The sequence below is a fragment of the Streptomyces sp. Go-475 genome, from assembly GCF_003330845.1.
Taxonomy (GTDB): Bacteria; Actinomycetota; Actinomycetes; order Streptomycetales; family Streptomycetaceae; genus Streptomyces.
On sequence record NZ_CP026121.1, the window covers coordinates 4,680,775 to 4,693,462 of the forward strand.

11 protein-coding genes and 1 pseudogene are annotated in these 12,688 nt (G+C 73.9%); all 12 read left to right on the forward strand.

Annotation, left to right across the window (positions count from 1 at the left end; translation table 11 throughout):
- Nucleotides 1–1,018 precede the first annotated feature (1,018 nt).
- Nucleotides 1,019–1,546, forward strand: coding sequence for a DUF2617 family protein (locus C1703_RS21590; RefSeq protein WP_198678241.1), 528 nt, complete (start codon nucleotides 1,019–1,021; stop codon nucleotides 1,544–1,546).
- Nucleotides 1,547–1,667: 121 nt separating this feature from the next.
- Complete coding sequence (locus C1703_RS21595) at nucleotides 1,668–3,323, forward strand: polyamine aminopropyltransferase (protein ID WP_114254433.1); 1,656 nt, start codon at nucleotides 1,668–1,670, stop codon at nucleotides 3,321–3,323.
- Between the two features lie 127 nt (nucleotides 3,324–3,450).
- The gene (locus tag C1703_RS21600) at nucleotides 3,451–4,266 is read left to right on the forward strand and encodes an SRPBCC domain-containing protein (protein ID WP_114257528.1); all 816 of its coding nucleotides are present in this window, start codon (nucleotides 3,451–3,453) and stop codon (nucleotides 4,264–4,266) included.
- 60 nt (nucleotides 4,267–4,326) lie between these two features.
- A complete protein-coding gene (locus C1703_RS21605) occupies nucleotides 4,327–5,115 on the forward strand; it encodes an aldose 1-epimerase (RefSeq protein WP_114254434.1) in 789 nt (262 codons plus the stop codon).
- Nucleotides 5,116–5,125: 10 nt separating this feature from the next.
- The gene (gene pyrE, locus C1703_RS21610) at nucleotides 5,126–5,674 is read left to right on the forward strand and encodes an orotate phosphoribosyltransferase (protein ID WP_003991805.1); all 549 of its coding nucleotides are present in this window, start codon (nucleotides 5,126–5,128) and stop codon (nucleotides 5,672–5,674) included.
- A 149-nt stretch (nucleotides 5,675–5,823) separates the two neighbouring features.
- Complete coding sequence (gene fbaA, locus C1703_RS21615) at nucleotides 5,824–6,846, forward strand: class II fructose-bisphosphate aldolase (RefSeq protein WP_114254435.1); 1,023 nt, start codon at nucleotides 5,824–5,826, stop codon at nucleotides 6,844–6,846.
- A 67-nt stretch (nucleotides 6,847–6,913) separates the two neighbouring features.
- Nucleotides 6,914–8,381, forward strand: a pseudogene (locus C1703_RS21620) (MFS transporter).
- Nucleotides 8,382–8,529: 148 nt separating this feature from the next.
- Nucleotides 8,530–8,943, forward strand: coding sequence for a DUF3151 domain-containing protein (locus C1703_RS21625; RefSeq protein WP_114254436.1), 414 nt, complete (start codon nucleotides 8,530–8,532; stop codon nucleotides 8,941–8,943).
- Between the two features lie 154 nt (nucleotides 8,944–9,097).
- Complete coding sequence (locus C1703_RS21630; RefSeq protein WP_114254437.1) at nucleotides 9,098–9,928, forward strand: tryptophan 2,3-dioxygenase family protein; 831 nt, start codon at nucleotides 9,098–9,100, stop codon at nucleotides 9,926–9,928.
- Nucleotides 9,921–11,105, forward strand: a complete 1,185-nt coding sequence (kynU, locus tag C1703_RS21635) for a kynureninase (RefSeq protein ID WP_114254438.1) — start codon at nucleotides 9,921–9,923, stop codon at nucleotides 11,103–11,105. The genes C1703_RS21630 and kynU overlap by 8 nt, the downstream gene beginning before the upstream one ends.
- Nucleotides 11,106–11,291: 186 nt before the next feature.
- The gene (locus tag C1703_RS21640) at nucleotides 11,292–12,158 is read left to right on the forward strand and encodes an alpha/beta hydrolase (protein WP_114254439.1); all 867 of its coding nucleotides are present in this window, start codon (nucleotides 11,292–11,294) and stop codon (nucleotides 12,156–12,158) included.
- Between the two features lie 329 nt (nucleotides 12,159–12,487).
- Nucleotides 12,488–12,610, forward strand: a complete 123-nt coding sequence (locus C1703_RS40170) for a hypothetical protein (RefSeq protein ID WP_269803210.1) — start codon at nucleotides 12,488–12,490, stop codon at nucleotides 12,608–12,610.
- The last annotated feature ends 78 nt before the right edge of the window (nucleotides 12,611–12,688 follow it).

A 12,688-nucleotide genomic window follows, 5' to 3' on the forward strand; every position in this document is an offset into this window, starting at 1 on the left:
CAGGTCAGGGGCCTTCCCTGCGCCCGAACCCTCTGAAGTTCCTCAACTCTGCTTTGGCGCGTATGGCGGGCGGGCATCTCCCGGTCACGCAAGTGCGAGGCGCCCACGGGGGGCCGCTTCGGGGGAAACGGAAGGAGGGTGACGCCATGGTCGTCGGCATCATCCTGGCGGTGATCGGAGTCGTTCTGGTCGGGGCGCTCGTGTCCAGGGCCCGCGGGGGCGGATCCGGGCGGACGACGCGTCGCGGGGCGTGGGCGGGCACCGGCTCCGGCAGCTCCGGCCGTCACGACAGCAGCGGCAGCTGGTGGGCCGGCGGGGGAGACTCCGGCTCGTCCGGCGGGCACTCCTGCGGCGGCGGCTCGTCCTGTGGAGGCAGCTCGTCCTGCGGCGGCGGGGGTGGCGGGGGCGGATGCGGCGGCGGAGGCAGCTGACCGGCACGGCTGACTGACACCGGCCGGCCGCCACGACGGGGGAGCCGTATCCATCGAGCGCGGGGTTCGCACCTGGGGGCGGGCCCCGCGTTCCCGTGTCGGGGCGGAGTTCTCGACCGGGGGATGTGTCGAATCCCTGTCCGGCGGCTCCACTTGTATTCGGGCAAGTTCTCCTGCCTGTAGGACAACTACGCCCAAGGGGTGGCGCGTCCGAGGGTGACTCCGGCAACTGCGGGGGTCACAGGGCCACTTCGGTGGTCAGGCGGAATGCCGGGCGCCCGTCCCTCCCGGCTCCGGGAGCGCGCCACGGCGCACCGGCGCACGCCTCCCCGGCACCGGCGCACGCCGTGGTTGAACAGTTGAGCAGTGGAGCCCTCTGAGGGATGGAAACCCTACGAACTTGGGTAAAAACGCTGTGGCGGCGCCACCGTTCATGATTCCCTCTCATCACCAACGCAGCCTCTCGGACGTCCCGCGGACACTCTCTGAAACCGGCCGACCGGTCTGACCCGGGCCGACACCCCCCGGTGCGACCGGGGGTGCGGCGGACCCATCTCCCTCTCCTTGTGTGCTTGCGGAGCCGATCTATGCTCACGACCCTGAACACCTCCTACAGCGATACGCGCGCGTCCGATCTCGCCTGGGCCCTGGGACGCGAGCCGCTTCCCGCGCTGGCCACGCTCGACCTCGAACTGGCGGGCAGCAGACTGCAGTTGCGACTCCTCGGCGCGTCCCACCAGGTGCTGCTGGAGGAGGAGCGGGGCGTCTGCTCGGAGACGGTGGCGTGCATCCCGGGCAGCAGCACCCCGCTGCCGCTCGGCGTCGCCAAGCGGGTCGGCGACTGGGAGTACGAGTTCGCGGCCCGGGTCGAGGTCCTCTCACCCGGCTCCTTCGCGGGCCGCGCCCAGGAGTTGCTCGCCCTCGTCTCCGACCATCCGCACGGCCTCGCCGGCGTCTTCCCCGGCAGCCCGCACGCCTTCACGGCCCTGCTCGCCCAGCACCACGAGGGGCAGGTGCACTGGCGGACCTGGCACGCGTACCCGCAGGACGGCCAGTTGGTGGCGACCCGTACGAGAGTGGGCGTCCGGGTGCCGGCGGCGGTCACCGCGCCCTGAACCGGGGGATCGCCGGTGGCCGGTCGCCGAACCCCTTCTCGTACCGATAGCCGTCCTCTGTAAACCAGCACCACACGTGTGGGTGACGGACCGCAGTGGAGGAGTGACGTAACGTCGCAGGGTGATCGAGCCGCACGTGCCCGCCCCGCCCGGTTCCCCACCGCCCTGGAGCGCCCCGGACGGCCCCGGCGGTCCGGCGCGGCTGCCCGTCCGACCCGGCACCGGACGGTTTCTGGTCCTCGCGGGCGTGTTCGTCTGCGCGGCCTGCGGACTCGTGTACGAACTGGAACTCGTCGCGCTCGCCTCGTACTTGATGGGCGACTCGGTCACCCAGGCGTCCGTCGTGCTCTCCGTCATGGTCTTCGCCATGGGCATCGGCTCCCTCGCCGCGAAACGGCTGCGCGGGCTCGCCGCGGCCGGCTTCGGCGCCGTCGAGGCCACCCTCGCCCTCGTCGGCGGGTGCAGCGCGCTGGCCCTGTACGCCGTCTTCGCCTGGACCGGCGACTGGGGCGGGATGTGGGCCAGCGGACCGCGCTGCCTGCTCGTCGCGTTCTCCCTCGCCACCGGGCTGCTCATCGGCGCCGAGATCCCGCTGCTGATGGAGCTGATCCAGCGCATCCGCCGCGAGGACGCGGGCGGCGCCGTGGCCGACCTGTTCGCCGCGGACTACGTCGGCGCCCTCGTCGGCGGCCTCGCCTTCCCCTTCCTGCTCCTGCCGTTCCTCGGGCAGCTCACCGGCGCGCTGCTCACCGGCGCCGTCAACGCGGTCGTCGGCGGCGCGCTGGTGCTCGGGCTGTTCCGCCGGGACCTGAGCCGGCGCGCGCGGTGGCTGCTGCTGCTCGGCAACGCGCTCGTGCTGGCGATCCTCGCCTCGGCCGCCCTCCTCGTCGACGACTTCGAACGGGCCGCGCGGCACGCCGTGTACGGAGAGGACGTACGGGTGGCGCTCCAGTCGGACGTGCAGGAAGTCGTCCTCACCGGCGGCACGCCCGGCCGGCCCCTCGACCTGTTCCTCGACGGCCGGCTGCGGGTCAGCGGGCGCGACGAACTGCGCTACCACGAGGCCCTCGTCCACCCCGCGATGAACGGGCCGCACGCGCGCGTGCTCATCCTCGGCGGCGGCGACGGCCTCGCGGCCCGCGAGGTGCTGCGCCACCCCGGAGTGGACCGGGTCGACGTCGTCGAACTCGACGCGGAGGTGGTCCGGCTGGCCCGCACCGACCCGGCCCTGTCCGCGCTGAACCAGCACGCCTTCGGCGACCCCCGCGCACACGTGACGACCGGCGACGCCTTCGGCTGGCTGCGCTCGGCGCCCCCGGCGGCGTACGACGTGGTCGTCTCGGACCTGCCGGACCCGGGCATCACGGCGAGCACGAAGCTGTACTCGCAGGAGTTCTACGGCCTCGCGCGGCGCGTGCTGGCCCCCGGCGGCCGGCTCGTCGTGCACGCCGGGCCGGTCGCGGCCAGCCCCCGCGTGTACTGGACGGTGGAGGCGACGGTGCGCGCGGCCGGCTTCCGCACCGCCCCGTACGGCACGGGCGGGCGGCACACCGGTTTCGCCGTCGGCCCCGACCGCACGCCCGCCGACCGCTCCGACGCGCCCCGGGACTGGGGTTTCGTCCTGGCCGCCCGCACCGAGCCGCGGGCGCGCCTCGACCCGGACGGCCCGCGCCCCCGCGTCCTCACGGACGCGTCCCTCGCGGCGGGCGCGCGGGCGGCGCGGGAGACGCGGATCGCGGGGCTGCCGGCGTCGACGCTGGTGCACCCGCGGTACTGAGCGGCAGGGCGGTGGTGAGCGGGTCCCGGACCGGCGGGCCGGGAGGATACGCCTGGTGGGGGTGGATCGGGGGCGAATCCCTCAGGCGGGGGTGCGTTTCGGGCTGTGCTGGGTAGAGTCCGTCGACATGGAGCACGAGGTGTTCGTTCCGGTTCCGGCCGAGCGGCTCAGGGAGGTGCTGGACGACCCCGCGCGGGTCGCCCGGGCGGTCCCCGGGCTCCAGCAGGACGCCGGCGCCGAGCCCGTCGCCGGGCGGCTGAAGCTCCGGGTCGGCAGCCACTCCGTCACGTACCGGGGGGCGCTACGGCTGTCCCGACGGGACGACGGGGCGTACGCCGTCGAGGGCGAGGCGGAGGAGTCGCGCGGCAGCGGCTCGGTCACGCTCGCGGTGCGGATCGCCCTGCGGGAGGCGGACGACGGCTGCACCGTGGTGTTCGACGGGACGGCCTCGGCGAAGGGACGGATCACCGACCTCCCGCCGGACGCGGTGGAGGGTGCCGTCACCCGGCTGCTGAACCGTTTCGCGGAGCACCTCGCCGCGGCCGCCCCGGACCCGACCGCGCCCCTCGCCACCCAGGACTTCGAACCCCGGGCCACGACGGACTACGAGACCACCCCGGACGCCGACGACACGCCCCCGCCCCCGCCCCCGGCGCGGACGGAGGAGGGCGCGGCCGGGGATTCCGGGACGGTGGACGACGAGGCCCCGGGGGAGAGCGACGAGGACGCCCCGGGTGTCGCCGAGGCGGCGCACGCGCGGCGGACGATGATCGGGCGCAGTGCCGAGGAGGTGGACCACGCCCCGCCGCGCGGCCGGTACGCCCCCGTCCCCGCACCCCAGACGGTGTCACCGCCCGCCCCGCTGCGCTGGGCCGCCCCCGCCGCGGCCCTGGCCGTGGCATCGGCCATCGTGGCGGTCCGGGCCCTGCGCAGACGCCGCTGAGACGCCCGCCCCGTTCAGGAACCCGTGAGGCCCTCTTGATCACCGCAGTAGGGTCGTCCCGTGAGTGACGAAGAGATCACGCTGACCGCGGGCGACGCGGAGGCGACCGTGCAGCCGGGCAACGGCGGCCGGGTCGGAGGGCTGCGGATCGGCGGCGTCGAACTGCTGCGGCAGGGCGAGCGGTTCGGCTGCTTCCCGATGGTGCCGTGGTGCGGGCGGGTCCGGGACGGGCGCTTCCTGGACGGCGGCGTCGTACGGCAGCTGCCCCTCAACGCCCCGCCGCACGCCATCCACGGCACCGCCCGCGACCGCGCCTGGCGCACCGCCCGCACGAGCACGGCCGAGGCCGTCCTCACCTGCGAGCTGACCGACCCCTGGCCCCGCCCGGGCCGCGTCACCCAGGTCGTCGCCCTCACCGAGGACACGCTGACGCTGACCATGTCCGTCGAGACGTACGAGTCGTCCTTCCCGGCCCAGATCGGCTGGCACCCCTGGTTCAACCGGAACCTCGGCGGCGAGGACGTCCGCCTCGACTTCGACCCCGCCTGGCAGGAGGAGCGCGGCGCCGACCACCTGCCCACCGGCAACCGCCTCGACCCCCAGCCCGGCCCCTGGGACGACTGCTTCGGCATGCCCGGCGGAGTCGACGTGACCCTCACCTGGCCCGGGCAGCTGGAACTGAAGGTGACCAGCCGGGAGGAGTGGGTGGTCGTCTACGACGAGCAGGCGGAGGCCGTGTGCGTGGAGCCGCAGACCGGGCCGCCCAACGGGCTCAACACCCTGCCGCGCCTGGTCACGCCCCTGGAGCCGCTGGAGGCCACCACCACCTGGCGCTGGCGCCGCCTCTAAGCTGGGCGGCATGACGGACACACGCGGCGCGCTGCTGCAGCAGATCAAGGACAAGGCCGTGGTGCACGGCAAGGTGACGCTGTCGTCGGGTCTGGAGGCCGACTACTACGTCGACCTCCGCCGCGTCACCCTCGACGGTGAGGCCGCCCCGCTGGTCGGGCAGGTGCTGCTGGACCTGACCGCCGACCTGGACTTCGACGCCGTCGGCGGCCTGACCATGGGCGCCGACCCGGTCGCCGCCGCGATGCTGCACGCGGCCGCCGCGCGCGGGAAGCGCCTGGACGCGTTCGTCGTGCGCAAGGCCGCCAAGGCGCACGGGCTGCAGCGGCGCGTCGAGGGCCCGGACATCGCGGGCCGTCGCGTGCTGGTCGTCGAGGACACCTCCACCACCGGCGGCTCCCCGCTCACCGCCGTCGAGGCCGTGCGCGAGGCCGGGGCCGAGGTCGTCGCCGTCGCGACCATCGTCGACCGGGCGACCGGCGCCGCCGAGAAGATCCAGGAGGGCGCCGGGGTGCCGTACCTGTTCGCCTTCTCCAAGGACGAGCTGGGCCTCGACTGACCGGGACCTTGACCAGGGCGTGGACGGTGGCCTGGACCTTCCGGCCAAGTCTGGAAAGATGGGGCCGACGATGACGTCGCACCCCAAGGTCTAGGTCAGGGCCGTTAGACACAGCAGTACGTCAACCCGCAGATACAAGGAGCGGACGCATGCCCATCGCAACTCCCGAGGTCTACAACGAGATGCTGGACCGGGCGAAGGCAGGGAAGTTCGCCTACCCGGCCATCAACGTGACCTCCACCCAGACCCTGCACGCGGCCCTGCGCGGTTTCGCTGAGGCGGAGAGCGACGGCATCGTCCAGATCTCCACGGGTGGCGCCGAGTTCCTGGGCGGCCAGTACAACAAGGACATGGTGACCGGCGCGGTCGCCCTGGCCGAGTTCGCGCACATCGTCGCCGAGAAGTACCCGGTGAACATCGCGCTGCACACGGACCACTGCCCCAAGGACAAGCTCGACGGGTACGTACGTCCGCTGCTGGCCCTGTCCAAGAAGCGCGTGGACGCCGGTCTGGCCCCGCTGTTCCAGTCGCACATGTGGGACGGCTCCGCCGAGACCCTCGCCGACAACCTGGAGATCGCGCAGGAGCTGCTGGAGCAGGCCCGCGCCGCGAAGATCATCCTCGAGGTGGAGATCACCCCGACCGGTGGCGAGGAGGACGGCGTCTCCCACGAGATCAACGACTCCCTGTACACCACGGTCGACGACGCGATCCGCACCGCCGAGGCCCTCGGCCTGGGCGAGAAGGGCCGCTACCTGCTCGCCGCGTCCTTCGGCAACGTGCACGGCGTGTACAAGCCGGGCAACGTCGTCCTCCGCCCCGAGCTGCTGAAGGAGCTGAACGAGGGCGTCGCCGCCAAGTTCGGCAAGGCCTCGCCGTTCGACTTCGTCTTCCACGGCGGCTCCGGCTCCACGGAGGAGGAGATCCGCACGGCGCTGGAGAACGGCGTCGTGAAGATGAACATCGACACGGACACCCAGTACGCCTTCACGCGCCCGGTCGCGGACCACATGTTCCGCAACTACGACGGCGTCCTGAAGGTCGACGGCGAGGTCGGCAACAAGAAGACCTACGACCCGCGCACCTGGGGCAAGCTCGCCGAGGCCTCCATGGCCGCGCGCGTCGTCGAGGCCTGCGGCCACCTGCGCTCGACCGGCACGAAGATCAAGTAAGTCCCGGTCCCCCGCGCGTCGAGCCCGGCACCTGCTCAGGTGCCGGGCTCTTCCGTATGCTCCCTGCATGCCCGACGTCCGGCTGGCATCACCTCAGGGCCGGTGGATCCTGCTCACCACCGTCCTCGGCTCCAGCATGGCGCTGCTGGACTCCACCGTCGTCAACGTCGCCCTGCCGCGCATCGGCCGCGACCTCGACGCGGACCTGGCCGCCCTGCAGTGGACGGTCAACGCGTACATGGTCACGCTGGCCGGGCTGATCCTGCTGGGCGGGGCGCTCGGGGACCGGTTCGGGCGGCGGAAGGTGTTCGTCGTCGGCGTGGTGTGGTTCGCGGTGGCCTCGCTGCTGTGCGGGATCGCGCCGAACGCGCAGGTGCTCATCGCCGCGCGTGCCCTGCAAGGGGTGGGTGGCGCGCTGCTCACGCCCGGCTCGCTGGCGCTGATCCAGGCCTCCTTCCATCCCGACGACCGGGGGCGGGCCGTGGGCCTGTGGTCCGGGTTCGGCGGGATCGGGGCGGCGGTCGGGCCGTTCGTCGGGGGCTGGCTGGTGGACGGGCCGGGCTGGCGGTGGGTGTTCCTGCTGAACGTGCCGCTCGCGGCGCTGTGCGTGCCGGTCGCGCTGCGGCACGTGCCCGAGTCCGGGGACGCCAGGGCGCACGGGCGGTTCGACGTGCTCGGGGCGGTGCTGGGGGCGGTGGCGCTCGCGCTGGTGACGTACGCGCTGATCGAGGCCGGGGCGGGCGGAGCCGTGGCGGTGGTCTCGGCGGTGGCCGGGGTGGCAGCTGCCTGTCGCGTTCGTGGTCGTCGAGCGGCGGCGGGCCGAGCCGATGATGCCGCCGGACATCTTCGCGTCGCGGCAGTTCACGGCGGTCAATCTCGTGACCTTGTGCGTGTACGCGGCGCTGGGCGGGTTCTTCTTCCTCGCCGCGCTGCAGTTGCAGGTCGTCGTCGGCTACTCGGCCCTCGCGGCCGGTACGGCGCTGCTGCCCACGACCGTGCTGATGCTGCTGCTGTCCGCGCGGTCGGGGGAGCTGGCCGACCGGATCGGGCCGCGGGTGCCGCTGACGGTGGGGCCGCTGCTGTGCGCGGCGGGGATGCTGCTGATGCTGCGGGTCGGGCCGGGGGCGTCCTACCCGGCCGATGTGCTGCCGGCGCTGGTGGTGCTCGGGCTGGGGATGGTGACGCTGGTGGCGCCGCTGACGGCGACCGTGCTGGGGTCCGTGGACGTGGCGCGGGCCGGGCTGGCCAGTGGGATCAACAACGCGGCGGCGCGGGCGGCGGGGCTGGTGGCGGTGGCGGCGTTGCCGTTGCTGGCGGGGATGGGGGAGGAGGCGTATCGGACGCCGGGGGCCTTCGACGCGGCGTTCGGGCGGGCGATGGGATGGTGTGCGGGGGCGTTGGTGGTGGGGGCGTCGGTCGCTGTCGCGGTGGTGCGGAGGCCGCCGGCGGGGTGCAGGCGGCCGGAGTGTCTGCGGCATGGGGGTGTGTCGGCGCCGCCGTTGGAGGGGGAGCCGGTGCGGAAGCGGTTGCCGTAGGCGCGGTCGTGCGGGTGCTCGGCGTCGGTGCTGAGGCCGGGTGGGTCCGCAGCCCGGGGGGAGCGGGGTGCCTCCACGACTGCCCGCGGTTGAGCGGCCGCGTGGGCTTGGGTGTCCGCTGGTCTGTCGTATGGCGCAGACTTGGGGCATGTCCATTCACGAGAACCTCCTCGGGGGTCCGCCCCCGACGCATCTCCCCGACGACCCCGGGCCCCGGGAAATGCTCGCGTCGGGTGCTTCGCCCGTCGACGTCGCCGCAGCTCACCCCACCTCCTCGCTCGCCTGGGCGCAGCTCGCCGACGAGGCGTTCGAGCGGGGCGCGGCCGTGGAGTCGTACGCGTACGCCCGTACGGGCTACCACCGCGGTCTGGACGCGCTGCGCCGCAACGGCTGGAAGGGCCACGGCCCGGTGCCGTGGGAGCACGAGCCGAACCGCGGCTTCCTGCGGGCCCTGCACGCCCTGGCCCGTGCCGCGCAGGCGATCGGCGAGCAGGAGGAGTACGAGCGCTGCTCGCAGTTCCTGAAGGACTCCTCGCCGACGGCGGCGCAGGTCCTGGGCTGACGAACAGCCCGTGTGCGTGAGGCCCGGCCGTCCCGAGCGGGCGGGCCTTGCGGTTTCGGGGGACGATTGCGGAGTATGCCCCTGGGGACCGGGGCCCCCGTGCCGGCATCGGCAGGGGCGGACCGCTACCCGGAGTTATCTGCAGGAGACAGCGATGTCCCACGAGGCTCACGAGCCCGAGACCCCGCATCTCGACTTCCAGGGCACGACGCCGTACGAGGACTACGTCAAGGCGGACGTGCTCACCCACCTCCAGCACACCCTCTCCGACGATCCCGGAGAGATGGTCTTCCTGGTGACGACCCAGGTGATGGAGCTGTGGTTCACCGTCATCGTCCACGAGTGGGAGACGGCGGCCCGCGCGCTCAGGGGCGACGACGTGCCCACCGCCACCGCCGCGCTGAAGCGGTCCGTGCGCGAGCTGGAGGCGCTGAACGCCTCCTGGAGGCCGCTGGCCCAGCTCACGCCGGCCCAGTTCAACTCGTACCGCGGCGCCCTCGGCGAGGGCTCCGGCTTCCAGTCGGCGATGTACCGGCGCCTGGAGTTCCTGCTCGGCGAGAAGTCCGCGTCCATGCTCGTCCCGCACCGGGGTGCGCCGCGGGCGCACGCCGAGCTGGAGAAGGCGCTGCACGAGCCGAGCCTGTACGACGAGGTCGTGCGGCTGCTCGCGCGGCGCGGGCACGACATCCCGGAGGCCGTGCTGCGGCGCGACGTGTCCCGGCGCTACGAGCCGTCGCCGGAGGTGGAGGCGGCCTGGGCGGCCGTCTACTCCGGTGACGAGAGCGACGAGCTCGCCCGCCTCGGCGAGGCGCTGAGCGATGTCGCCGAGCTGGTGTGGCGCTGGCGCAACGACCATCTCGTCGCCACGCGGCGCGCGATGGGCGCCAAGGCCGGCACGGGCGGTTCCGCCGGGGTGGCCTGGCTGGAGAAGCGCGCGCAGAAGAACGTCTTCCCCGAGCTGTGGACGGCGCGGTCGTATGTCTGAGCTGAGCGTGCGCGCGGAGAAGCTGGACGCCGCCGACGAACTGGGCGGCAAGCGCGGCGAGTTCGTCCTCGACGACGTGGTCTACCTCGACGGCAACTCCCTCGGCGCGCTGCCGGCCGTCGTGCCCGGGCGGGTCGAGGACGTCGTCCGCCGCCAGTGGGGCGAACTGCGCATCCGGTCCTGGGAGGAGAGCGGCTGGTGGACCGCGCCCGAGCGGATCGGAGACCGGATCGCCCCGCTGGTCGGGGCCGCGTCCGGGCAGATCGTGGTCGGGGACTCCACCAGCGTCAACGTCTTCAAGGCACTGGTGGGCGCGGTGCGCATGGCCGAGGAGGGGCGCGACGAGATCGTCATCGACGCCACGACCTTCCCGACCGACGGGTACATCGCCGAGTCCGCCGCCCGGCTGACCGGCCGCACGCTGCGGCCCGTGGCACCGGCGGACGTCCCGGCCGCGCTGGGCGACCGTACCGCCGCCGTGCTCCTCAACCACGTCGACTACCGCACCGGCCGGCTGCACGACCTGCCGGGACTGACGGCCGCCGTGCACCGGGCCGGGGCGTACGTCGTGTGGGACCTGTGCCACAGCGCGGGCGCGCTGCCGGTCGGGCTCGACGAGCACGGGGTGGACCTGGCGGTCGGCTGCACCTACAAGTACCTGAACGGCGGGCCTGGTTCACCGGCGTACCTGTATGTGCGGCGGGAGCTGCAGGACAGGTTCGACTCGCCGCTGCCCGGCTGGAACTCCCACGCCGAGCCGTTCGGGATGCGGACCGGCTACGAGCCGGCCTCCGGTGCCCCGCGCGGCCGGGTCGGTACGCCCGACATCCTCTCCATGCTCGCCCTGGAAGCGGCCCTGGAGGTGTGGGACGGGGTGTCGGTGGCGGCCGTGCGGGCCAAGTCCCTCGCGCTGACGGACTTCTTCCTGGAGTGCGTCGCGGAGTACGTGCCCGAGGGGCGGGTCGAGTGCGTGACGCCGGTGGCGCACGAGGAGCGGGGCAGCCAGGTCGCGCTGCGCTGCGGTGACGCCGGTGACGTGATGAAACGGCTGATCGAGCAGGGTGTGGTCGGCGACTTCCGGGCGCCGGACGTGCTGCGCTTCGGGTTCACCCCGCTGTACGTCGGGTTCGCCGAGGTGGAGCGGGCGGCCCGGGTGCTGGCCCGGACGCTGGCGTGAGCCCCGGCGGGGCCGGGAATCCGCTGTGCGGGCCCGGCCCCGCCGCACGTCGGCGCCGCGCCGCTCGGTCTTCACCCAGCGTGACATCCCCGTGTCCCCGCATGTCACGCGCCTGATACCGTCCCGGCCAACGGCTGAACTCTCAACTGGTACGCCCCGTACGGTTCATCGCTGGAAGGTTGGAGCATGACGGACGACGTCGCAGCAGCACGGGCCGCGGCCGAGGAGAAGTCGGTGTTCTCCCACGCGCCCGTCGACCCCGACGCCACCGCGGCCTACGGCGACCACCCCGACCAGGTGATCGACTTCTACGCCCCGCGCGGGCAGGGCGGCCCGGGCGGCCCCGCCCCGGTCGTCCTCGTACTGCACGGCGGTGCCTGGCGCGCGCCGTACGACCGGCGCCACGTCAGCCCCTTCGCGGACTTCCTCGCCCGCCGCGGGTTCGCCGTGGCCAGCGCCGAGTACCGGCGCGGTGGCGGCGACGACCCCGTGGCGGGCCGCTGGCCCGACACCTTCGACGACGTCGCCGCCGCGCTGGAGGCCCTCCCCGCGCTGGTCCGGGAGCTGCTGCCGCAGGCCGACCCGCGCCGGACGGTCCTCACCGGGCACTCGGCGGGCGGGCACCTCGCGCTGTGGGGCGCGGCCCGGCACGTCCTGCCGGCGGACTCGCCCTGGCGCGCCGGTGGCCCGGCGGCCCTGCGCGGCGTCGTCGCCCTCGCCCCGATCGCGGACCTCGCGGTCGCCGACAAGCTGGACGTGTGCGGGGGTGCCGTGCGCCAACTCCTCGGCGGCGACGAGCACTTCGCCGAGCGGCAGCCGTACGCGGACCCGGCGCTGCTGCTGCCCACCGGCATCGCCACCACCCTCGTCCAGGGCCGCGCGGACCTCGTGGTGCCGCAGGCGGTCGCCGAGTCGTACGCGGACGCGGCGGCGAAGGCCGGGGAGATGGTGGGGGTGACGCTGCTCGAGGACGTCGGGCACTTCCCGCTCATCGACCCGGCGGCGGACGCCTGCGCCGTGGTGGCGGAGGAGATCGCGCAGCTGGCCTGGTGAGGCCGGTCGCGGATAACGGGGTGGTGGCCGTCCGCGGATGACGCCGTGGTGGCCGTCGCGGATGACGCGGTGGTGGTGGTCCGCGTGACGCCGTGGTGGCCGTCGCGGATGACGCCATGTTGGCGGTCCGCGTGACGCCGTGGTGGCCGACGCGCGTGACGCGGTGGTGGCCGTCGCGGATGCTGCGGTGGTGGTCGTCGCGGATGACGCGGTGGTGGCGGTCCGCGTGACGCCGTGGTGGCCGACGCGCGTGACGCGGTGGTGGCCGTCGCGGATGCTGCGGTGGTGGCCGTCGCGGATGACGCGGTGGTGGCGGTCCGCGTGACGCCGTGGTGGCCGACGCGCGTGACGCCGTGGTGGCCGTCGCGGATGCTGCGGTGGTGGCCGTCGCGGATGACGCGGTGGTGGCGGTCCGCGTGACGCCGTGGTGGCCGTCGCGCATGACGCCGTAGCGTCCGTCCCCGGTCATACCCGTAGTACCTGAGAGCCACTCCCGAGGTGAGCTCCGCGGTGGGACGCGGACGACGGGG